This window comes from Flavivirga spongiicola (assembly GCF_030540825.1).
Classification (GTDB): Bacteria; Bacteroidota; Bacteroidia; order Flavobacteriales; family Flavobacteriaceae; genus Flavivirga; species Flavivirga spongiicola.
On record NZ_JAUOEO010000001.1, the window covers coordinates 523,479 to 548,891 of the forward strand.

At 32.1% G+C, this 25,413-nt stretch carries 13 protein-coding genes; 3 read left to right on the forward strand and 10 right to left on the reverse strand.

Going from position 1 to position 25,413, the window contains the following annotated elements:
- Positions 1 to 9: 9 nt before the first annotated feature.
- From Q4Q47_RS01900 to Q4Q47_RS01935, 8 genes are all read right to left on the reverse strand, one after another.
- Positions 10 to 2,412, reverse strand: coding sequence for a TonB-dependent receptor (locus Q4Q47_RS01900; protein WP_303304961.1), 2,403 nt, complete (start codon positions 2,410 to 2,412; stop codon positions 10 to 12).
- Positions 2,413 to 2,520: 108 nt separating this feature from the next.
- Positions 2,521 to 3,393: an endonuclease/exonuclease/phosphatase family protein gene (locus Q4Q47_RS01905; protein ID WP_303304962.1), complete on the reverse strand. Its 873-nt coding sequence runs from the start codon at positions 3,391 to 3,393 to the stop codon at positions 2,521 to 2,523.
- Positions 3,394 to 3,427: 34 nt separating this feature from the next.
- The gene (locus Q4Q47_RS01910; protein ID WP_303304963.1) at positions 3,428 to 6,778 is read right to left on the reverse strand and encodes a VCBS repeat-containing protein; all 3,351 of its coding nucleotides are present in this window, start codon (positions 6,776 to 6,778) and stop codon (positions 3,428 to 3,430) included.
- 163 nt (positions 6,779 to 6,941) lie between these two features.
- Positions 6,942 to 8,510 carry a SusD/RagB family nutrient-binding outer membrane lipoprotein gene (locus Q4Q47_RS01915; RefSeq protein ID WP_303304964.1) on the reverse strand — a complete coding sequence of 523 codons (1,569 nt, stop codon included), beginning with the start codon at positions 8,508 to 8,510 and terminating at the stop codon, positions 6,942 to 6,944.
- 23 nt (positions 8,511 to 8,533) lie between these two features.
- Entirely contained in the window at positions 8,534 to 11,941 is a 3,408-nt protein-coding gene (locus tag Q4Q47_RS01920) for a SusC/RagA family TonB-linked outer membrane protein (protein ID WP_303304965.1), read from the reverse strand.
- A gap of 585 nt (positions 11,942 to 12,526) precedes the next feature.
- Positions 12,527 to 13,510, reverse strand: a complete 984-nt coding sequence (locus tag Q4Q47_RS01925; protein ID WP_303304966.1) for a FecR family protein — start codon at positions 13,508 to 13,510, stop codon at positions 12,527 to 12,529.
- A 73-nt stretch (positions 13,511 to 13,583) separates the two neighbouring features.
- Positions 13,584 to 14,147 (reverse strand): RNA polymerase sigma-70 factor, encoded by a 564-nt coding sequence (locus Q4Q47_RS01930; protein ID WP_303304967.1) that lies wholly within the window; start codon positions 14,145 to 14,147, stop codon positions 13,584 to 13,586.
- Between the two features lie 404 nt (positions 14,148 to 14,551).
- Positions 14,552 to 16,012, reverse strand: coding sequence for an aminoacyl-histidine dipeptidase (locus Q4Q47_RS01935; RefSeq protein ID WP_303304968.1), 1,461 nt, complete (start codon positions 16,010 to 16,012; stop codon positions 14,552 to 14,554).
- Between the two features lie 268 nt (positions 16,013 to 16,280).
- On the opposite strand from Q4Q47_RS01935, the gene Q4Q47_RS01940 reads away from it, so the two are divergent.
- The 3 genes from Q4Q47_RS01940 to Q4Q47_RS01950 all read left to right on the forward strand — a co-directional run bounded on the left by Q4Q47_RS01940 (position 16,281) and on the right by Q4Q47_RS01950 (position 21,820).
- Complete coding sequence (locus Q4Q47_RS01940) at positions 16,281 to 17,348, forward strand: DUF3810 domain-containing protein (RefSeq protein WP_303304969.1); 1,068 nt, start codon at positions 16,281 to 16,283, stop codon at positions 17,346 to 17,348.
- 84 nt (positions 17,349 to 17,432) lie between these two features.
- Complete coding sequence (locus Q4Q47_RS01945; protein WP_303304970.1) at positions 17,433 to 20,408, forward strand: amidohydrolase family protein; 2,976 nt, start codon at positions 17,433 to 17,435, stop codon at positions 20,406 to 20,408.
- 104 nt (positions 20,409 to 20,512) lie between these two features.
- On the forward strand, positions 20,513 to 21,820 hold the full coding sequence (locus Q4Q47_RS01950) for an amidohydrolase family protein (RefSeq protein WP_303304971.1): 1,308 nt from the start codon (positions 20,513 to 20,515) through the stop codon (positions 21,818 to 21,820).
- 61 nt (positions 21,821 to 21,881) lie between these two features.
- On the opposite strand, the gene Q4Q47_RS01955 is transcribed toward Q4Q47_RS01950, so the two are convergent.
- Positions 21,882 to 22,670 carry a DUF6503 family protein gene (locus tag Q4Q47_RS01955; RefSeq protein WP_303304972.1) on the reverse strand — a complete coding sequence of 263 codons (789 nt, stop codon included), beginning with the start codon at positions 22,668 to 22,670 and terminating at the stop codon, positions 21,882 to 21,884.
- A gap of 111 nt (positions 22,671 to 22,781) precedes the next feature.
- Positions 22,782 to 25,397 (reverse strand): T9SS type A sorting domain-containing protein, encoded by a 2,616-nt coding sequence (locus Q4Q47_RS01960; RefSeq protein ID WP_303304973.1) that lies wholly within the window; start codon positions 25,395 to 25,397, stop codon positions 22,782 to 22,784.
- Positions 25,398 to 25,413 lie beyond the last annotated feature (16 nt).

Sequence of the window (25,413 nt, forward strand, 5' to 3'; positions counted from 1 at the left end):
TAAGTAAAGCTATTCAAAAACGAAATTATACGTTAAAGAAATCAAAGGGCTATTTAATATGGAAAGTTCATAGGCACTTAAAGGGCTGTTTCTGGAGAGGATACTGTTATTATCACGTTGACCATAGAAGAGATTTATAGGATTATTTCTTGCATAGACATTATATATAGTGAAGACCCAATCACTTTTCAAACGCTTATTTTTCTTACTTTTTCCATTCTTAATTTTCCATGAAAAATCTAATCTATGATAAGTCCTTAAACGCGCATTATTGCGTTTGATAAAAATAGGAACATTGGCATCTTCTAGAATGAGAATACCATTTGGAACAGTATAAGGTCTACCCGTTTGTCCTGTAAAATTAAGACTAATAATACTATTTTTATTACTTTCAAAATTCACTGTAGTATTAAGTACATGTGGTCTGTCAAAATCTGAAGGGTACCACTGGTTATTATTTATTCTATCTGCCAGATTTTCATTTTGCGAACGTAGAAAACTTCTGGACCAAGTATAATTAAACCAACCATTAATTTTCCCTTTGGTTTTCTTTAAACTAAACTCTACACCGTAAGCTTTTCCTTTTCCTTGTATTACATCTCTTTGTAAAAACTCTTCAAGAAAAAAATCTGCTCCTGGTTTATATGCTAAATTATTCTTTGAGTTTCTATAATACCCTTCTAAATCAAGTATTATGTCTTGCGTTAAATTCTTATAAATACCTATTCCATAAGAATCACTAATCTGTGGTTTTATATCGGTGTCAGCAGTTTTCCAGCGTGAGGTAGGCAAAGGTGTCGTTGTATTATATACATTTTGTAGGTATTGATTTAATTTTGCGTAACTAAACTTTAAAGAAGTATTCTTATTTAATTTGACCCGCACTCCTAATCTAGGCTCTAAACCATTGTATTTTTTAACAGTTTTACCTTTACTAAAAAACCTGGTCTCTGTCGGCACATTACTATTATTATCAAACATTGCCTGAGTATAAGGTCCTACAAGTAAATATTTATTAAAACGAAGCCCTCCTGAAAGAGATATGTTTTTTATCAAATCCCAATGCATATTGGCATAGGCAGAAAACTCATAACTTGTTTCAGGTTTTAATGTAACTGGTAAAATACTATTCCCTGAACCTGGGTCAAGCTCTCCCGGGTTTATTTTATAACGATTCAACTGAATTCCTGTATAGTAGTTCCAAAGATTATTTACTTTTTTAGTATATTCCGAGATAAAACTCTGATAATTTATTTCAGACTTGTACGTAATTTTATTATCACTTTCTCGTTCCGGAAAAATGTTTTTAGGTGTATAACTACTTGTTACAAAAATATTTTTAAGACTAGATCCATCTTTAAAAGTATGTATCCATTTTAATGTACCATTCAAAGTTTTGAAATCGTATTGGTTATTTATAGCATTAACATTTTCAATCTGGGAAATCAAATCTAACTGGTAAAAATCTTTACTGTAAAAACCAGTAAAAAACAATTGATCATTTTTTGTAGGAAGATATAAAAGTTTAAAAGTTGTATCATAAAAATTAGCTTTTGTATTTTTTAATCGTTCCGAAACTAAAGGCAATAAAAATCCAGTAAATCCTGCGCGAGTACCAACATTTAGCATTAATTTATTCTTAACAATAGGTGTTTCTAACAATAGCCTACTGGAAACAATACCAACACCTCCACTTAGTTTAAATTTTTCTACATAAGGTTTTTTCACTTTTACATCTAATATTGATGATGTCCTACCTCCATAGCGAGCAGGAATATTAGACCTATACAAATCAACCGTAGAAATCATATCAGGAGTAAATACAGAAAAAAGACCAAACATATGTGTAGGATTAAAAACAGGTGCATAATCGTATAATATTAGATTTTGGTCTAACGATCCTCCCCGAACAGAAACGCCATTACTCACATCTCCAGCATTGTTTACTCCTGCCAATAGTGTCAGTCCTCTAAGAATATCAAATTCTCCAATTGCAGATGGTAGTTTTTTTAGGTCTTGTGCCTGTATTCTTATAGCTCCCATTTGTGGTGAATCTAAATTATTCGAGATCTTTTCTGCATTTATAACAACTTCAGACAATAGTTCTTTATTTTCTTGTAATTGTATTTTTAAACTTATAGCTTCGTTTAGCACTACATTACGGATATATTTTTTATAACCTATATAAGATATTGTAACTGTATATGTATCTTTTGGTAATTTTATTAAAAAACGCCCATCAACATCTGTAACACCTCCGCAAGAACAGGGTTGAATAGAAATATCTGCATCTTGCAAAGCTTTGCCGGTTGTTTCATTAATTACTTTAAAAGATAGTTCATAATTTTGAGATTGAACTACATTAAAATAAATAAAAACAAAAATCAAATTGTAGAAATAAAGAATTTTCATTGTCTTATTTTAATATTTATAAATATTTTTCAGCAATCGTCTAATAACTTTTATCTTCTTTCAATTGCCATAAGCTTACAGTACAAATGCACTAATCATTTACATTCATTAATTAGTGATTAACTCTAAGGTCATAAGAATTGGTAAATGGTCTGACGCTACAGATTCATTAATAACTTCTACATCAACTATTTTCCAACTACTTTTTGGTCTAGGAAGTACGTAGTCAATTTGTTTATTTGGGTTCTTAACTGGTACTGTAAATAAGTCTTTATTCAAGTTTTCATAGACCCAGCCCTTCTTTTCTAAAAGTTTTATTGGATCGGATTGTGGAGTCACATTAAAATCTCCTGTTAATATAGCAGGGAGCGTAAGTGAATCATTAAAAAAAGCTCTTTCTATAACCTCTACTGTGGCTTCTCTAGCTAATTGCGAACCGATAGTTTCTAAATAATCAAAATGTGTTGTTAAAAATCGAACCGAAATATCCTTTCCATAAATATGAGATACATCTATGTTTGCACACATAGCTTCATATCTACTGCTACTAGCCGATGGAATAAACACATTACCTATGTATTTTAATGGATATTTTGACAAGATGCCGTCTCCATAAAACAATTGCGATTCTGGAATAGGGATATCTAACAACCTATACAGATTAGGTGGTTCCTTCTTCATTGAAGGACCAAAAACGCCTTGCATATTTGTTAACTCACTAAGTTCAGCAACCATTGTTGAATCATGTACCTCTTGTAACCCAACAATATCCGGATCTAATTTATTAATGACATCCGCAATACGTTTCAAATCTTTTTTTGAATCTGTCCCCACTCCGTAATGGATATTATAGCTTAAGACTTTTATAGTATTACTTTCTTTAATTACTCGTTTTTTTGTCAGTGAAAAGATAGCGCTGCAAGTCAATAGTATTAAAGACATAATTACTAAATACTTAAAACTTTGATTTACTCTATCCATTTTAACTCTTATTCATCATTATTTCTGAAAGTATTTATTTAACATCCTTATGGGTTGACACATTATGCTCTATGGCTTGTAGGGAATCGTTATTATTAGCTACTAAGATCACTTCTTTGTTACCTATTTTAATAACTTTCATATCCTTAGCATCTTTTGGTGTACAAAAACCACTCTCTTTAATTGAAACAGGCAAAAAATCACCTTTTCCATTACCTTTTAAAAACAAGCCTACACCTGCATCGTTACGGGGGGTTTCAATTTCAGCTGGAAATAAATTTCCAGAAATCAATAGATCTTTATGTCCATCTAAATCGTAATCATTAACCAGAATACTATTTATTGAAGATACCTGCGCTAAACTTGGTAATGGTTTTATATTAAAATGCCCATCACCCATGTTTTCTATATAAGCAGAGGCAAAAGTTTTTGCTTTAAGATTTAATGCTGTCTTTAAAGATGCCCCATAAATATTGCTTAAATCAGAATCACCAAATGCTTCATAAGTTTGAAATTTTTTCCCGAGTGAAGGTATCTGTTGTGTAGAACAACTTTTCCCTCTTACTGGAAAAGAAACTCCGTGCTCATAATAACTTAGTACAATATCTAAACTACCATTCTCATCAAAATCATAGCTATGAACTTCAAAAGGCGCCTTGGATGATGCTTTATATTTATAATTTAGTCCAAGATTACCAACGATAATATCTTGATCACCATCATTATCCATATCAGCGGTTTTAACAGAGTAATACCAACCTTCACTTTCTTCTAAACCACTTAAAATTTGCTTTTCAAAATCCCCTTCTTTTGATTGAATAAAAATGGTTACTGGCATCCATTCTCCAACGACAACCAAATCATTTAATCCGTCCTTATTATAATCGACCCAGCTTGCAGAAGTAACCATTCCTAAATTATTGAACTCAGGTGCTTTTGTATCTGAAATATCTATATATACTCCACCTCTATTTTCTAATAAATGACTGCTTGCAGCATGAGGGTATTTTTTTGGTGTTAAGCGTCCTCCAATAAATAAATCTAAATCACCATCATTGTCAAAGTCATTTGGCATTACACACGAGCCGCTTGTTAAGTATTTAGGTAGCGCACTAGTTTTCTTTGTAAATTCACCTTTACCATTATTTATGTACAACCTGTCTTGAAGTACTTTATCATTCTCATTAAATTCATTTCCTCCACTAACAACAAATAAATCTAAATCTTTATCACCATCTACATCGATTAAAGCCATTCCCATATCTTCACTAGCTTTATCTCTAGTCCACCCCCCACTTTCTATTTCATCAAAAGCTCCTTCTTGATTTTGAACAAATAGTCTTCCAGGTATTCCAGCAGATCCTCCTAAAAAGAAATCTTCTTTATCATCTCCGTTAACATCTCCAACAACTACTGATGGTCCAAATTGAGACATTTTATGTGGTAATAATATTTCATATGCATAATCATCATGATTATTCTCTACATGCTTTATATGACTTAACTTTAAAGACTCTGTAACTTCTTTAAAAGCTCTCTCATTATTTGACTCTAAAGCTTCATTATTTTTATCATTAGTAGAAAGTGAAACTTTATGGACTTGATTAATATCCAAATCATTAAGTATAGTTTGACTACCATCTTGCCATTGAATTATTGCTTTATCTATTTTGCTTACATCTCCCACCCCAAAATGTAGAATATTTTCACTTTTAGACATATAACCTCTGGCATTAGATATTTGATTTACTTGCCATATTTTATCAGCCTGATACAATGTTACTTTTGTCCCATAAATAATTTGGCCTTTTTTTGGTATGACTTTGAATCTTATATAATTACCAACGCCATTTTCTACTGCATGGTTTCTATAAAGCATCGCATTTTCATCAATATTATTAATAACCAGATCTAAGTCTCCATCTAAATCAAAATCGGCATAGGCTGCACCATTTGATAACGTTGGTAATTCCATCCCCCAATCTTTAACTTTATTGGTAAAAGTAAGGTCACCATTATTCTTATATATATAATTTGATAATTTATCGGTAGGAGCAATGCTAACAAAATCCATAACATCGATCATTTTACTAGGATCTACACCTTTTTGTTGAGCAATGACTTTAATGCTATCTAATTTCCTATTATACGTATCAACTAGGTCGCTATTGCGAATGTTACTTTTTATTCCATTTGTAACAAAAAGGTCTTTATAGCCGTCATTGTCAAAATCTGCAAATAAAGGTGCCCAACTCCAATCTGTATTTGTTACTCCCGCCAACTGTCCTAGTTCACTAAAAGTACCATCACCATTATTTCTTTGTAATGAATTAAACATGTATTGGTAATGACCTCCTTTATTAACAATATGCCAAAATTTTTCAGGCTGCATACCTCCCATATGCGTTTTTATGCGTTTATGATCTTCTGCAACCATATCAACAACCATAACATCTAAGTTTCCATCATTATCGTAATCTGCCACATCACTGCCCATACTAAAAAAGGAAATATGTTTTGTAGATGTGTGAATTTGATCTTTAAATGTTCCATTTTGCTGATTCATATACATATGATCAGGTACATCAAAATCATTAGTAACATAAATATCTTGCCAACCGTCGTTATTAAAATCGCCAACTGAAGCTGACAATCCAAATCCAAAGTTTCTTATATTTCCAGGTATTGTATGATCTATAAATTTGCCATTACCCATATTTCTATAAAGTCTATCACTAAACTTGATATCAGAAAAACGCTTAACATTCATTTTATCTCCCATATTTGGAATACTAGGTGGTTGATTTACAACATATACATCTAATAGTCCATCATTATCAAAATCAAAAAAGATAGCCTGTACAGAAAACCCTTTGTCTGCCAGACCAAATTCTGCAGCTTTTTCTGTAAAAGTTAAGTTTCCATTATTAATATATAATTGATTGGCACTTTTTTTATTTTCAAGATAAATGCTTCTACAAACATAAATGTCCTGATCTCCATCATTATCAATATCGACAAAAGTCACTCCAGTTGACCATTTGTTATCAAAACTAATTCCAGATTTATCAGTAATATCCTTAAATTCAAAATCTCCTTTATTTAAAAACAGCCTATCTCTTACTTGATTTCCAGTAAAAAAAACATCTTGTAATCCATCATTATTTATATCGCCAACAGCAACTCCTGCACCTGAAATAAACTCAGAATTAATCATATGATTATTTTCCCTGGTTTGCCTTACTGTATTCTCAAAAATTAAATTTGAATCTTCAGTAGAAATTAACGAAAAAAGGGTGTTGCTTTTTTTTATTTCTTTTTGACAACTAGAAGTTGCTAGCAATACAAAAAAGCATATAATTAATATTTTAAAAGTATCTGTCATTCTACTGAAATTTTGTTGATTAGGTATTTATTGGAGCATTCTTTTAACAAACTACTTACGTTGAAACCAAGAAAAACAACTTTATTTTATAAAGAAAAAACGCCTATAAAATATATACATATTCTAGAGACGTTTTAGCATTAAACTTAAAAAACTAACTTAACTATTTTTTGTCCCACCACAATTTTGTGCTGTTTTTGTCGCCACCAGAAAGTGTCGAAATAGCTGCATTTACTGCTTCGCCATTTGTATTAAACTCACTAGTTGTATAAATCATTCTCCTCATAATTTCATCTGCAGCCACATCTGGGTTTTCTGATTCTACTCTTGCATATTGTTTAGGATAACCTGTTCGCCTCAATTCTGCCCATGCTTCCCATCCATTTGGATATAGGGCTAACCATTTTTGTGTAATGATTTGCTCTAACTGTCTTTCCATAGTTCCTCCAGCATCATAAGCTATAGGAATATCGGCAACAGGAGTAGCAGCCGCTTCATAAGCAACAGGTACATTATTACTTGCAATGTAGGCATTGATAGCTGCAGCATCAGCTCCCGTTTTCTCCATCATAGAAGTTCTTATCCCTTCTTCATAAAGCTCCATAGCCGTGCCTCCCATAGCCCAACCTTCAAGAGCACCTTCTGCTCTTAGAAAATATACTTCTGCGGCAGACATTAATTCTATAGGTGGATTAACACCTCCTTTAGCCACATCAATAAATCGTGTAGCTAAATCTGAATGTCCTGCATTTTGGCTTGTTTCTAAAGTCACTTTGGCTTGACCATTAAGTAATCCTTCGTAAGGATTAGAATCACCATCCGAATCACCATCTGCGGCAGGAGCAAAATACTCACTGATACGAGGGTCATCATAACCTTTTAAAATACTTTCCATTGTAGCACTCATTCTAAACTCTCCCCAATCTGTAATCGTTTCTAAAGGGTTTCTGTTAGTATCATCAACAGATACTAAAGCATTATCATCATTGGTCATAAATACACCATCAGTCACCGCTTTTTCAGCTTCCGTTTTTGCTTTAGCTGCGTCTACATATTTGATTCTTAAGGCTAATCGTAAGCGTAAACTATTGGCAAATTTCAGCCATTTATCAGCATTACCACCATAAGTACGATCACCACCTGCATAAGAGGATCCTCCAGAGTTTGCTTTTAGTTTAGCAACCGCGTCATCTAAAGTTGTAAAGAAATCGTTATATATGTCTTCTTGAGAATCGTAAGGCACTGATAATTCCAAGTTCCCAAACTGAGAATAAGGTATTGGCCCCCAATAATCGGTAATTCTATGATAAGCATGTACTCTTACTATTTTTGCCATCGCATTACCTACATCATTGCCATTCGCAGCAGAAAGATCTTCTACCAACTTAATTTGTGGTGCAGCTTCACCATAAAATGACCCCCAAGCTAAATCTGCCCAACGTCCTACTTGCACATATCTATCAGAATCAAATCCTGAAGCTGTAGTGGCAAAATATTGACACCAGATGTCTGAAAATAAATTTTGAGATATCTGAAAACGCCAGTGTAATCCATTTACAGAAACATATTGTGCTTGTGCAAAAGCTTGTCCTTGTAATATTTGACTATTCTCTAAGGCATCTATATTTAAAGAAAGTGGATTTGTATTCAGTTCATTAAAATCTTTGTCACAGCCAATAAACAGTATTGACATAAATATACCAAAACTAATTTTTATTAATATTCTTTTCATGTTTTTATCTTTTAAGTTATTTTTTAGAATCCAATTTTTAAGTTCAAACCAATACTCCTTGTTGAAGGTGGCGCAAAAGATTCAAATCCATCTGCTCTTACCTCTTCGTTTGTGTTTGTACTAGTGTTTGAAGCTAGGTTAGCGCTATTAGGTGAAGTAATAACCTCTGGATCCACAGAAGCATTATTAGATATAAAGAAAAGGTTTCTCCCTACTAAAGAAATTTTAGCTTTTTTAAATGGTGTCTTATCTAACAAACTTTGTGGGAAACTATAACCTAAAGTAATTTCTCGCATTCTAATGTTGGAGGCATCTTCTGAAAAAGCCTCACCAACTGGTGAATTTCTCCCCCCTATTTTAGCCCAAAATTGTTCAGCATTCACCTGTATATCATTAGGCGTTCCATCTGCTTTAACTACTTCTAAACCAGAAAAAATATTACTACCAAAAACCAAACTACCATCTCTACCTACTAATGTTTTAGCTAGTGCTCCATCTGAAGACAATACAGCATTAGTAAAAGAACCTATTTCACCACCTTGACGAATATCTATAAGGAAACTTAAGTTAAAGTTTTTATAAGTAAAGCTATTGTAAATACCACCTAACCAATCTGGATTGAAATTAGCAACTAACACATCTTGACCTGATGTGACTTCTGGTGTACCATCGGCTGCAACTAATACTCTGCCTTGTGCATCTCTGGCAAACCCTCTAGAATACACATTACCCCACTCTTCTCCTACATTCAATTCAAATCTTCTAAAAAAATCACCTCCAAAACTTAGTGTTTCTAATCCGTCTGCCAATGCTAATATCTCACTATCGTTCTTAGAGAAGTTAACTGTTATATTCCAGTTAAAATCTGGTGTTCTAATTGGGTTTCCTGTTAAAATTAATTCAACCCCCGAGTTTTGTATATCAGCCCCATTTATAAATCGGGTAGAAACCCCTGACGCCTGTGAGACTTGCTGACCAAATAGCTGATCAATACTATTCGTTTTATAATAGGTAAAGTCTATACCTAAACGGCTATCTAAAAAACGTGCGTCAAAACCAACTTCAAAAGATTTAGTTCGTTCTGGTTTTAAATTTGGATTAGGTAGTGAGTTTGATAATTGTATAAAACCACCAGGTATTAAATTGGCTGTTCTACTTAAACCAAACGGATCTGTATCATTACCTACCTCTGCATAAGACGTTCTTAGTTTTAAATAAGAAAACGCTTCTGGTAGTTCTAATAAATCAGAAAGCACAGCACTTAGACCTACTGAGTAATAATCAAACCTTCTGTTTGCTTCTGGTAATGTAGAACTCCAATCGCTTCTATAGGTTAAATCTAAGAAAACAGCATCTTTAAATGCGAGTTGGCTAAATGCATATAAAGAATTCACTTCTCTACGCGACAATTCATGTTCAGCTGTTAAATTTTGAGCATTACTAATAGCAAAGATATTTGCAGCATTTAAACCTCCGTTGGTTGTTCTAACAAACTTAGCATTCGCTATCCTATGGTTTCCACCTAGGTTTGCATTAAAAGAAAAATCATCACTTAATTTTTTATTATAACTTAATAAAAAATCTGTATTCCACTCTAACTGACTGAAACTATACGTTAAAAATTCTCCATTATCAGCAATAATATAAGAATCATTATGATCTTTATCCTCTCTAAATGTATTGTTTTGATCTACCGCTGTACGTGCTAAAATACTTAAATCGTCTGTAATGTTATATGTCAAAGACCCGTACCCTATAACACGGTTAGTAACAATTTCATTAAGGTTTTTATTAATGGTCCAATATGGATTTGCACCACCATTATTCCCTGGGTCCCAATAATTTTGTCTAACATCACCTTGAGCATCTACATATTGAAATACACTAACATCTGATGTTCTAATATTTCTTGGTAACCTATAGGCATGTCTCCATGGATTTGCAAAACTCTCTCCTGTATCTAATTGATTATCTATTTTCGTTCTTATATAGTTAACCTTAGCACTTAATTTTAATTTATCATCAATTAATTTATTATCAATCTTCAAACTTACATTGTGTCTTTGCAGCTCATTCCCTGGAACAATACCTTTTTTATTTTCATTGGTATAACCAAAAAATGTTTGATTTTTTGCACTTCCTGAGCGTACCGAAATATTATTTGCAAAACTTACTCCTGTTTCATGAAAATCATCTACATTATTAGACTGAGCAGCATAAGGTATGTTCGCAGAATTATTAGGATCAGGTGACCAATTAGCAACAGAACTTCCATCTAAACTAGATCCCCATGATCCTAAAGAAGCAGGGTTATAAGTACCTCCACTACCTTGACCATATTGGTTTTGGTAGTCAAATAAAATATTTCCAGTTTCTGTAGTTATTGTAGAACTAAAATCTACACTTAGTCTATCTTCACTACCAGATTTTGTTGTTATAATTATGGCACCATTATTTGCTCTTGCTCCATAAAGTGCTGCTGCATTCGCTCCTTTTAACACATTAATAGATTGAACGTCATCAGGACTAAGATCTGATATATCTCCTCCCAAAGGCACACCATCTACAATATATAAAGCTTGGCTACTTCCCGCAATGGATCTATTACCCCTAAGTACGACCTTTGAAGACCCACTTACTCCGTTTCCAGAACGTTGAATAGAGACACCTGCAATCTTACCTGATAAACTATTTACCAAGTTTTGATTTGGTCTAGCCTCATCAATACCATCAACATCTACATTTTGAGTCGCATAGGTTAACGATTTCTTTTGCCTTTTAATACCTAGAGCCGTTACTACAACTTCGTCTAATTGACTGGCATCTTCTTCCATGGTTACATTAATAGTATTCGAATCACCAACAGTGATTGTTTGTGTTTTAAAACCTATATAAGAAAACTTTAAAACGGCACCATTATTGGCTTGAATACGATACTCACCATCAAAATTTGACTGTACCCCTGTTGAAGTTCCTTGAATAATAATATTCACACCAGCTAGAGGAATGCCTTTTTCATCTACTACTGTTCCTTTTATTTCATTTTGAAGAACATCTTTAATAATGGTTTCTATTTCCTTATCTAAATTCTCATTATTAATTAAGTCTTCAATGACTTTAACAACAGATTTGTCATTCTTAGGAAATAATATGATTTGATTTTTTAGAAACCTATAATCTATATTCGTTCTCTTAAACAAACTAGTAAGAACCTCGTTTAAATCTTGATTATCGGCACTTAAAGAAACCTTTTTAGTGACATCAACCAAACTATTATTATAGAAGAAATTAAATTTGGTTTTCTTCTCTATTTTATTAAAAACAGTTCTAAGTTCTTTATTATTGACATTAATAGTAACATTTTGCCCATTAGCATCAATCGCAAAGAGTTTAGCCATGGTGACAAAAAGTAAAAGGGTATAAATTTTCATAATTCGTAAAAGAATTTTTTTTGACAAAAATTTAGTGTCGTTTTTTTTCATAATTTTGCATAGTTTAAATAGTTATTACTTTCCGAAGTAATGATTTTAATCGAAAAGAGGATGTTACAGCATTCTCTTTTCTTGTTTATTATTCCAGAGTTTGTTTATTAATAGAGTTTTAAAAAGCCAAAGAGAAAAGAAATAATGGCTTTAGTAACTCTTTAATACCTTAAATTGTTTTTTTTGAGAAAAATTAAGAGTTGTTTTTTTTCATAGTTTGGTATAGTTTAAATAGTTATTAATATTAATTATTTTCGGAGTTATAATTTTTCGAAAAGAGAATAAGTTACAGCTACCTCTTATATTTATTATGGCTCCAGAATTATTTTTTGCCTTCTATAGTGTACTTAATTGGGGAAGAAGCATTATAATATTATAATAACCTAAGTACTTTATAGATATTTAAATTGCTTTTTTTGAAAAATTTAAAAGTCGTTTTTTCTCATGGTTTGGTATAGTTTAAATAGTTATTAATTATTTTCGGAGTTATAATTTTTCGAAAAGAGAATAGTTACAGCTACTTCTTATTATAAATTATGGTTCCAAAAATATTTCTTTGCCTTCTATAGTGTACTTAATTGGGGAAGATATGGTCAATAGTTTAAGTACTTCATAGATGCTTAAATTGTCAAATGTACCTGTATACTCATAGTTTAATAGTTTTAGTGAGTTAATATTAATTTCTATATTATATTTTCTTTCTAAATCAATGGCAACTTCACGCAATGGTGTTTTATTAAATATTAATGTTCCATCCTTCCACGCAACTACATCTAACGATTTTACCTCTTCAATTTCTAACTTATTTTCTTTTTTATGAAATACAGCCTTTTGAGAAGGCGCTAATACAATAGGTGTTTCTTCATCTTTTATTAATTCTACTTTTCCTGTTACCAAGGTGGTTTCAACTTTTGTATCTTTAGCATAAGACTTCACATTAAACGATGTCCCTAAAACTCGAATTTTAATACTATTTGTATTTACAATAAAAGGTTTGTTTTCATCTCTTTTAATATCGAAAAAAGCTTCTCCAATAAGAGTTACTTCTCTAATACTATCATTAAACTCCTTTGGGTAAGTTAATTCACTATCTGCGTTTAATACTATTTTAGACCCATCTGGAAGATATACTTCTTTTTTATCCCCTCTATTTGTAATAAAACTAAAATGACCGTTTGGAGCAGCTTGACTAATTTGAGTAGATTCTTGGGGAATTATATTATTCAAACTGATCACTTCTTTGAAATTAAATATTAATATGGTTATGATAGCTATCGAAACAGCAATGTAAGAAAATTTATCTAATTTTCTCTTTTTTATGCTATTTTTAAACCTTTGAAAAAAGAAATCACTATTAACATTAGGAACATCTTTAAAAGTAGAAGCAATATATTCAGCCTTTAAAACATTGTACACTTTTTGATTTTCAGGGCTTTTTCTTACCCACTCTATCGTTTTTCTTTTTTCGACAGAATTCAAATCGTTCTTAATGTATTTTAATAGTTGCTTTTTATTCATTATAATTGACCAGTTATATATATGACGTATTTAATTAAGGGTACCCCTTAGTTAAAAGTGACTTTATTAAAATTTATAGGAAAGGAAGGAATTCGCGAAGGGATACGCGCAGGTGCTTAAGAGCTTTAGTAATATGTGTTTCGATCGTTTTTTTAGAAATATCCATTTTTTCAGAAATTTCCTTATGATTTAGCCCCTCGATACGACTTTTCACAAATACATCCTTACATTTAGGAGGAAGTAACTCTATGGACTTTAGCACAGCTTCAAATAATTCTTTTTCAATTATCAAAGAGGTTGCATCATCAGAAAATGCCGTATAATTTATGGAAGCCTCTAATTGAGATAAATTGTTTTCAATATTCAATAACTGTTTTTTAGACCTTAAGTAATCTAAACAAGCATTTCGTGTGACCTTATATAAGTAACCATTAATATTCGATTGAATATTTTTTTTTGACCACACTTTAAGAAATACGTTTTGGATTATTTCCTCAGCGTCTTCTCTGTTTGAAACATATTGAGATGCTATGTATAATAGTTTTGAGCGATATAACTTGAATAAAATTTCAAAAGCAGCAACATTACCTTCATTTAATAAACTAATAAATTCTTCGTCGTTTATGCTTGTTGCCATATTCATTTAAGAACAAAATTAATACTTAATTTAGGAGTTGTTTATAAAAAAAACTTATCAAAGTTAGTAAATTTCATTAATTAATTAATGGTTTGTTTACAACTATTTTTAATTATCTCACATAAACCGGTTAAATATTATGGTACTGTAAAGACTGATAATCACTAATTGTTTGCTAGATTCAAGAAAAATAAAGGTATAAATATTTTAGCTTTATTAGATAAAAAGTAATGGAGTTATGAATGTAAAAAATGTAAAAGTAAAACGTATTTACACAGTGGAGTTAAACTAAAATACAGAAATACAGAGTTCGAAATTTATCATTTTTAATTTGATATAAAATCATATTTTTATTAGTAACAACAAAAAAGAGTTTTCGAGTGAAGAAATGTAATTCATCAATATTATTTGTTCGGAATATCCTTCAAAATCTCTAATACAAATTTCCAATATTTCTGAACTGAAGAGATTTGAGCACGTTCATCCGGTGAGTGTGCGCCTTTTATATTGGGTCCGAAACTAATCATATCCATATCTGGATAATTTGTTCCCAAAATACCACATTCTAATCCAGCATGACATGCTGCTACATGTGGTTTTTCTCCATTTAAATCTTCATACAATTTGGCCATTACTTTTAAAATAGCCGAATCCATATTTGGTGTCCACCCTGGATAATCTCCAGAGAGCTCAACTTCACAACCAGTCAGCTCAAATGTTGCACGCAATGTATTTGCCAGATCCATTTTAGAGCTTTCAACAGATGAGCGTGTTAAACAACCAATATGAATATTCCCATCTTTAACCAGAACTTTGGCAATATTGTTTGACGTTTCAACTAACTCTGGAATATCAGCACTCATTCTGTAAACACCATTGTAAGCGGCATATAAAGCTCTGGTCAATCCTTCCTGAACTCCTAAATCCATAATCTTTTTTGGTGTTTCCGACTTAGATATTATAATTTCTAAGTCTGGTTCCATCGTTTTAAATTCCTTCTTAATAGTATTAGAAATCAAAGCTATTTCTAATAAAAAAGCATCTTCATGTACAGCATCAATAGCAACGATGGCATTACTTTCTCGAGGAATAGCATTACGTAAGCTACCTCCATCAATCTCAGAAATCCGTAATCCGAAGTTTTCAAAACCATCGAACAACACACGGTTCATAAGTTTATTAGCATTCCCTAAACCTTCGTGAATTTGCATTCCTGAATGTCCGCCTTGTAAACCTTTTACAGTAACCTTATACCCTATTTTAAATTCTGGCGTTTCTTCTTCGTTATAAGTTCTTGTTGCTGTGACATCGACACCTCCTGCGCACCCTACACCAATTTCGTCATCTTCTTCCGTATCCAGATTCAAAAGAATACCACCAGAAAGCAATCCTCCTTTTAAGCCCATTGCTCCTGTCATACCAGTTTCTTCATCAATAGTAAATAAAGCTTCAATAGTCGGATGTTCAATCTCTGTACTTTCTAAAATAGCCATGATAGTAGCAACTCCTAAACCATTATCTGCTCCTAAAGTGGTCCCTTTTGCTCGTACCCAATCACCATCTACGTACATATCAATTCCTTGAGTATCAAAATCAAAATTAGTATCATTATTTTTCTGGTGAACCATATCTAAATGCGATTGCATGACTATGGTAGTTCTATTTTCCATTCCTGGTGTTGCTGGCTTTTTAATGATAACGTTTCCAACTTCATCTTCAATGGTTTCTAAGCCTAGATTTTTACCAAAATCTTTTATAAATGTAATAACGCGCTCTTCTTTTTTTGACCCTCTTGGTACTGCATTTAAATCTGCAAATCTATTCCAAAGTTGTTGTGGTTGAAGTTCTCTTATTTCTGTACTCATAGTATTGTTTATAAAGTTGTGCAAAGGTAGCAAAATTGCTTTGACATTGGCTATTGCCCCAAATGAAATAGCATCTCTTTTAAAATAGATTAGCAATGAATTTTGTTTTTGGTAAATAATTCATAGATAGCCACATTTCGACTCCGCTTAACGCAAGTCTACTCTCTCTACATTATAACATTTTAAAAAGGTATTTTGTAAAGCAAGAATACTCCTTGTATAAACAAACAACAACTATTTAGATGCTAATTTTTATTACTTTTGATACATGTTGAAAAAGAAAAAGACCTTATTGTCATTGTCGCTAATTCCTCAATATTTATTAATTACATGGCTATCTAATTATCCTGAATTTGTAGAGCAATTTTATAGCCATGGTATTTACCCGTTTATCTCGAGAATCTTTAGATATATCTTAGGTTGGATACCATTTTCGTTTGGAGATTTGGTTTATACGCTTTCTATTATTTATGTGGTTCGATGGTTTTATAAAAACAGAAAAGCACTTAGAAAAAACACGAAGCAATGGTTTATTGATATATTTTCTGCATTTGCGATTATGTACTTTGTATTTCACCTGTTTTGGGGATTTAACTATTATCGGTTACCATTACACAAGAGTTTAGATATCGCTAATGACTATACTACGGAACAATTAATTTCTGTGACTGAGAAATTGATTAAAAAATCGAATGCCCTTCATTTAAAAGTCACTAAAAATGATACCATTAAAACTGATTTACCTTATAGCAAAAGTGAGATACTAAAGATGACTCCTATAGGTTATGAAAATCTAAAACAAGTATTCCCTCATTTAGAATATCACCCAAAAAGTATAAAAAAGTCATTATATAGTTATCCGTTAACTTATATGGGTTTTAGTGGCTATTTGAATCCATTTACCAACGAAGCTCAGGTTGATGGATTAATCCCTGCTTATAAAGTCCCTACAACAGCTTCTCATGAAATTGCTCATCAATTAGGTTATGCCGCTGAAAATGAAGCTAACTTTATAGGGTGCATGGCTGCTATAAATCATGACGATATCTACTTTAGATACACGGGGTATACCTTTGGCTTGCGCTTTTGTCTGAATGAAATTTATAGACGAGACGAGTGCATCTATGAAGACATGGTTGCAGATGTTAACATAGGCATTTTAAAAAACTATAGAGAGGTTCGACAATTTTGGGAATCACATGAAAACCTTGCCGAACCTTTATTCAAATTATTCTACGGTAACTTTTTAAAAGTCAACAAACAAAATAAAGGTATGGAAAGCTATAGTTATGTGGTTGCTTTATTAGTTAACTATTTTAAGGCTAATCCCCTTTGAGTGTGTTAAATAAATCTTAATAAATCGCATCTGTCTTCAATATTCATATCTTTAAAGCTTTAATTTTTTAATTAACTACTCTATATGAATAAAATGTATCTGGCTATACTCGCTTTTTTGTGTAGCATATCTTTTTTTGCTCAAGATTATTTTCCAAAAAATAGCGGTGTAAGTACAAACAATACAAATTATACAGCCTTAACTAATGCCAAAATTTTTATTACTCCTACGCAAGTTATTGAAAATGGAACCTTATTAATAAAAGACGGTAAAGTTCTAAGTACAGGAACTTCAGTTGTAATTCCTAAAAACACAAATATTATTGATGTTTCAGGAAAAAGTATATATCCTTCTTTTATTGACATATATTCAGATTTTGGAGTTAAAAAGCCTCAACCGGCGCCAAGAAGTCAAACGCCGCAATACGAAGCTAGTAGAACAGGATATTATTGGAATGACCATATTATGCCTGAAAACAAAACTATAAGCAAGTTTAATTATGATTCTAAAAAAGCCAACGAACTTATTAAAGCAGGTTTTGGTGTTGTAAATACACATATTCATGATGGTATTGTTAGAGGGAGTGGAACTTTGGTTGCTTTAAATAATCATAGTGGTAACGAAACTAGGGTTATTGCCGAAAAATCTGGTCAATATCTATCAGGAAGAAAAAGTGTGACCTCTAGACAAGTTTACCCAACTTCTCCAATGGGAGCTTTAGCTTTACTTCGTCAAATGTACTTAGACGCAGATTGGTATGCACAAGGCCATAGCAAAACAAAAGACTTATCGCTTGAAGCATTAAACAACAACAAAGACCTTGTTCAGATTATAGAAGCTGGCAGTAGAGCAAATGTTTTAAGAGCTGATAAAATAGGTGATGAAAATGGTATTCAGTATGTCATTCTTGGAGGAGGTGATGAATATGAACGCATAAATGACATAAAGGCTACAAATGCATCACTAATTATTCCAATTAATTTCCCTAAGCCTTACAATGTTGAAAACACCTTTTTGGCATCCTCGCTTTCATTACAAGATATGAAAGCATGGAACCAAAAACCTACAAATCCAAAAGTACTAGCAGAACATGGCATCCCGTTTACATTGACAACGCATAGCTTAAAATCTCCGGCAGATTTTAAAGCTAATTTGTTAAGTGCTATCAAGCATGGTTTATCTAAAGAAAAAGCGTTAGAAGCCCTAACAACTATTCCAGCTCAACTTTTAGGAAAATCTGATGTTATTGGCTCTCTTAAAAATGGCGCTTATGCTAATTTTTTAATTACTTCCGGAGATATTTTTAATAAGAAAACAACACTCTTTGAAAACTGGGTTCAAGGTCAGCAAAATATTATTAAGGATATGAACACTATAGATATTAGAGGTGATTACCGTTTTTCTTTAGCTGGAAACTCCTTTCAAATGTCTTTAAAAGGTGAATTATCAAAATTAAAATCAGAAATTAAAACGAATACAGATACTTACGGGTCTAAAATATCGTATAACAAAGATTGGGTAAATATATCGTTAAAAACGAAAGACTCAACAAAACAAGAATTTATTAGAATTACTGCACATGTAAACCCTAATAAAGACCTTAAAGGTAAAGCTATTACGCCTGACGGGAGAGCGCTTCCATTTTCAGCAAAATATTCTAAAAAAGAGAGTGATAAGGAGGAGAAAAAGAAGAAAGAAGAAGATAAAAAAGTAGCAAAAATGTTCCCAATAACCTTTCCAAATAATGGTTATGGTTTTGCTGAATTACCAAAAGCTGAAACGCTTTTATTTAAGAACGCCACAGTTTGGACTAACGAAAAAGAAGGGGTTTTAGAAAACACCGACGTATTAATAAAAAATGGAAAAATTTCTAAAATCGGGCAAAACCTTTCAAGTAAAAATGCTAAGCTAATTGATGCAAAAGGTAAACACTTAACTGCGGGTATCATTGATGAACATTCACATATTGCGGCAGCTTCAATAAATGAAAGTGGGCAAAACTCCTCTGCCGAGGTAACTATAGAGGACGTTATTGACGAAACGGATATTAGTATTTACAGGAATTTGGCCGGTGGTGTAACATCCATTCAAATTTTACATGGATCAGCAAATCCTATTGGTGGGCGTTCTGCTATTATTAAATTAAAATGGGGAGAATCGGCAAACAACCTTATTTACAATAACAGTCCAAAATTTATAAAGTTTGCCCTAGGTGAAAACGTTAAACAATCGCGTTCTAACAATGGGGTTCGTTTTCCACAAACACGAATGGGTGTAGAACAAGTTTATATCGATTATTTTACTCGGGCAAAAGAATATGATGCCCTTAAGAAAAGTGGAAAACCATATCGTAAAGACATTGAATTAGAAACTTTAGCAGAAATTTTAAGTAAAGAGCGTTTCATTTCTTGTCACTCTTATGTTCAAAGTGAGATTAATATGCTTATGAAAGTTGCTGAAAATTTCAACTTTAACATCAATACATTTACCCATATCCTTGAAGGCTATAAGGTTGCCGATAAAATGAAAATGCATGGCGTGGGTGGTTCTACATTCAGTGATTGGTGGGCCTATAAATATGAAGTTAACGATGCTATTCCTTACAATGCTTCTATCATGCATAATGAAGGGGTTACTGTGGCCATTAATAGTGACGATGGCGAAATGTCCCGTAGACTAAACCAAGAAGCTGCTAAGTCAGTTAAATATGGTGACGTTAGTGAAGAAGATGCTTTAAAATTCGTAACTCTTAATCCTGCAAAATTATTGCATATTGATAATAGAGTTGGTAGCATTAAGGTTGGTAAAGATGCCGATGTTGTTTTATGGACCGATCACCCACTTTCGATTTATGCTAAAGCAGAAAAAACAATTATTGAAGGTGTTACTTATTTCGATTTAGAAGCCGATAAAAAAATACGTGCTAGAATAAAAGAAGAAAAAAGTGAGCTTATTAATATGATGATGCAAGCCAAAAACAAAGGTTTAAAAACGCAGCCAATAAAAAAGAAAGAGAAAGAATATCTACACTGTGATTCCATTGATAATGAACGTCATTAGTGTTCAGTAAGCAGTGTTAAGTGAGCAGTGTTCAGTTGAGGGTCTTAATTCCATATAATTTAAAAATAAATATTCGTGTATTCGTGGCGAAAAAAATAATCCAGATGAAAAATTTAAAAACAGCGTGTTTACTAATTATAATGTTGTGTGCTTCTATTGTTATTGCACAACAAACACCAGCTCCTAAACAAACAAATGATATCGCTATTATTGGTGCTACTGCTCATATTGGTAATGGAACTATAATTAACAATAGCATTATAGTTATTAAAAATGGAAAAATAGATTTAATTGGTGATGCTGAGGAATCTATAATAGATATGAAAGATTTTGAAACCATTGATGCTAAAGGAAAGCATATTTATCCAGGTTTTATAGTGCCCAATTCAACTTTAGGATTGGTAGAAATTGATGCCGTAAAAGCTTCGGATGATGATGCCGAAATTGGATCGCTAAATCCGCATATAAGAAGTTTAATTGCCTACAATGCTGAATCAAAAGTTATTGAGTCCATGCGGCCAAATGGTGTCTTGTTAGGTCAAATAACTCCAAGAGGTGGACGTCTTTCCGGGACTTCATCTGTAGTACAATTTGATGCGTGGAACTGGGAAGATGCTGTTATAAAAACAGATGAAGGTCTGCACTTAAACTGGCCTAGTAGTTTTTCCAGAGGTCGCCAGTGGTTAGGTGAAGATCCCGGATTGCAACCTAATAAAAATTATAACAAACAGATAAGCCAATTAAAAGATTATTTTAATGAATGTAAAGCTTACAATAATGGTAATAAAACAAAAATACATTTACCATTTGAAGCAACTAAGGGTCTTTTTGATGGCTCCAAAAAATTATATGTGCATGTTAATGACGAAAAAGGTATCACAGATGCTGTAAATTTTACCAATCAGAATGCTATTAAAAACATGGTAATAGTTGGCGGTCGTCAAGCTCATAAAGCAACCGGTGTGCTTAAGAAAAATAATATTCCTGTAGTTTTAAAAAGAGTACACTCTACACCAAGTCATGTTGACGACGACTACGATTTACCATATAAAGCAGCTAAACTATTGGTAGATAACGGTGTTTTAGTAGCTCTGGAAACTAGCGGGCAAATGGAACGTATGAACACCAGAAACCTTCCTTTCTATGCTGGTACTACAGTTGCTCACGGTTTAACAAAAGAACAAGCTTTACAACTTATTACTTTAAATCCGGCAAAAATTTTAGGCATTGATGATCTATATGGAAGTATAGAAAAAGGTAAAAGTGCTACACTGTTTATTAGTGAAGGGGATGCTTTAGATATGCGAACCAATAAACTAACTCATGCCTTTATAGATGGCCGAGAAATAAGTTTAGAAACTCACCAAACTAAACTCTGGAAACGATATTCTGATAAATATAAGAATCAATAATGATAAAAGGTTCTCTATAAAAACCAGAGAACCTTTTTATTTTACAATACAGACATGTATGTTATTCTATTATTTTGGCGCCTTCAGGGCTTTCAAATAAAATATTGTTAGGTTTCTCTTTTGAAAGCTTAATGTTTGTAAAATTCACATCACTACGCTTTTTTGTAGGTACATTGTTTTCATAGTTGTACCATGTTAAGGTTTTTGGTAATAATAACTCTTCTACCGTTTGCCAATTGCTATACTTTATAAATTTAAATTCTTTACTCTTTTCTTTTGAAAAATAAGTCACTGTATAACTTAACCAGGCCATTTGATTGGTCTCAGAATCATAGTATAAAACATATTCGTCTTCTGGAGACTCTCCTACCCCACTTTCATAAGAAATCTTAATACCAGGATATGATTTACCTTCAAATACCAAAGGTTCCACATCTTTATAAATAATGCCATCATCAGCCAATACAAAAGGCATCGCGTAAAAATAGAACATCAAATTATAATAAAACTTGGCATTGCCTTTATAGGCAGTTGTATCTTTAGAATGCAACCAAACATCTTTACCATTAAAACCAATAGTATGTTTTGGCATTTCAATAAGTGACCTTCTACTTTTTAAATCGGTTGTAGTCACTTCATCTCCGTTTGGTTTTGCCATCGTAAACGTTAAAGATTGCATACTGTTCCAGGTATCTAAGCCTCCATGTGCTTTAAATATTTTTGATATGTTTTCCGGATAGACACTTGTGGTAACATCTAAGTTTTTTTCAGAATAGTTTACAGTTTCTTTAGTATTGTTTTTACAGGAAACAAATAAAATGATGATTGCTAAAAAAAGGATATTCTTCATTTTTATATTTTGAATTGATTGATTCTTTTGGTCGGTTGGTAAGATACTACATTACAAAAAAAGCTTCAGATTAAATCTGAAGCTTTGATAGAATAAGACTGAATCTATATTTTATTCAATAATCAATTTTTGCGTCACATCATTTATACCATCATTTACATTCAAAAAATACATACCACTCTTTAAGGAGGATACATTTATTTGTGTTGTGTTTTTTTGTAAAACCCGCTTTGTGTTTAATATCAATTTTCCTTGAATATTATAAACGTTCAAGTTTATTTTATCACTAATATTTTTATCAAACTTTAAATCAACAATGGCTGTTGCTGGGTTGGGTGAAATTGATACATTAGATGATGCATTAAACTTTTTATTATTAAGTGTAGCAATAAATTCTGTATTGAATGTATTAGTTATAACAGCTGGATTAAAATCAAAGTAAATTTCAGCTGTATTTGGAATGATATCTCCAACCTTATAACCTCCTAATGGTTTTATTTTATAATACACATAGCCATGACTGTTAGGTTCATCCATATCCTCGCTTGGTAGATGGATATTATCAAACTTCCAGTTTAATTGATTATTAGTTCTTGTAAATACATTAGTGTGACTTGACGAGACCATTTGAATGGTTGACTTATCTAGTCGAGCATCTAAAGTATTATCTATTGATACGTTTATAGCATCTGCGGTTCCAACGTTTTGAAATCTTACGGTGTAATATAAATATTCATCACTTTTAAAATCATCATAAAGTATTTCTGGACCATGAGATTCTACAATGTCGTTTGGGTCGTAGGAGCCTATAACGGTTTGTACTAATGTAGATGTGTTATTTTCGGAATAATTATCATTAACAACGGTAATATAGGCTGCACTATTGGCAACCTCTTTTCCAAGCTCAATATCTGATGGGATTGTTAACGAAATTTGAATGTCCTCAATACCTCCAGGCCTTAAATTCACAAAATCTAAAGTAAATCCATTAGCATTATTTGTAACTAGATAATTCGGGTTATTACTATTTGCATAATTAAACATAATTAACGAATCTACAATAAATTCTATTTCACCCGAAGAAATGATAGAAGAACCTAAATTTTCTAAAACCAAATAATTTTGGCAAGTAAAACCGGGGCGTGGAGGAGCAGATGTATTTATAAGATATATACCAAGATCCTCACAATTTTCTACTTCTAATACAGGAAAATCAATTTTATAAGTATTACTCGGTGAAACACTTATGTTACTTAAAACGCTTTGGGAATTGTTAAAACAATTTTCCACTTCTTCGAACACTTCATAACTAACTTCATATATATCTGTTTCACTATCAACTACCACAGTTGCCTGACCAGTTGAAGACACAATTTCAGTAATTATTCCATCACCATTCTTTTCATAGCTAAAAACACCTTTTGGATAATATGGTTCATTTGCATCTATGTTTCCATTCCTATTACCATCTAAAAATGACGATAGTTTAAGAAGCCCAACATCACTAGAGCAATTAATATCAATATCGATAGATCGATAGATATCTGGATTTTGATTACATGTATTTAAAGCTGAATAAAACTCGAAAGTAATTGAATTTCCCGTTGATTGAAATACAAGTCCAGCCAAACTATTTAGACGATTAGTTGTGGTATGCGTACCATCTCCATTATAAAGTTCCGTACCATCTGAATCTCTAACTACAATGTAGCCTGAATCGAAACCAAAAGTATCAATTGTACCTTCGTTAATCTCTAATGTCAATGGCGAGCCTTCATTATTAAAAAACGTATAACTAACATCACCTCTAGTTTGACAAAAATTTAAGTTAAAAGTCTCTCCGCAATTAACTTCACATGGCCCTGTGAAATTAAAAAACACACTTGTGTAGCTATAGCAACCTGATTGATTATCATTTACTCTTACAAAAATTTCCTTCATCTCATAAGTAAATTCCATAATTGATGGGTTTTCAATTGCATTAATCTCGGCAAGCATGTCCACAAAACTATTATAATATGAGAAAGTAAGATTACTCATGTCGTTTACCAGTTGTGGTTCATAAGCTGTTAAATCGTAAATACCTATTTCAGTAGGACAATAAATTTGTGTTGGCAAATTATTAATTAGAGGAGGCTCGCTATTATTTATTCTAAGTTCTAATTCCTTTATGGTATAACACTTAAATCCTGATCTCATATAGATAGTTTGAGGATTAGATGTATTTTTATACACCAAAGGCAGAGTATTAGAATTATTTACAGCATCTTCCATAGTGTTGAAAAAGGAAACATAATCACCTGCTTCTTGTTGAATTTTATGACGTATCGATTCTAAATAAAAAGTAGCGATACCATCATAATCCGACTCACATATTTCATAAACTTCATCTTCAAAAACAGGAAATTGCTTAACTTCGAGATAAACAGTAGCTGTTTCATAGCAATCACTATGTTCTAACCGAGCATAAACTCTGTCATAATATGGGTCTAAGTTTAAAAAATTAGGCGGCAAAGCATTTATCCCCTGATTCGCATCAGATAATGTTCTATGCATAGAGTCAGGTGAATAATAGGAAATATCATTTTTTGAAAAACTCGTAATACCATCAGCTATATCATCATCACATTTAATTATTTCTGTATCAAATAAAATAGGGGATTCGCACTGAGCATAAAATTTAAACGAAAAGATAAGAGTAAAAAATAAAAGTAAAAGATGTTTCATATTTGTAGTAAATTTG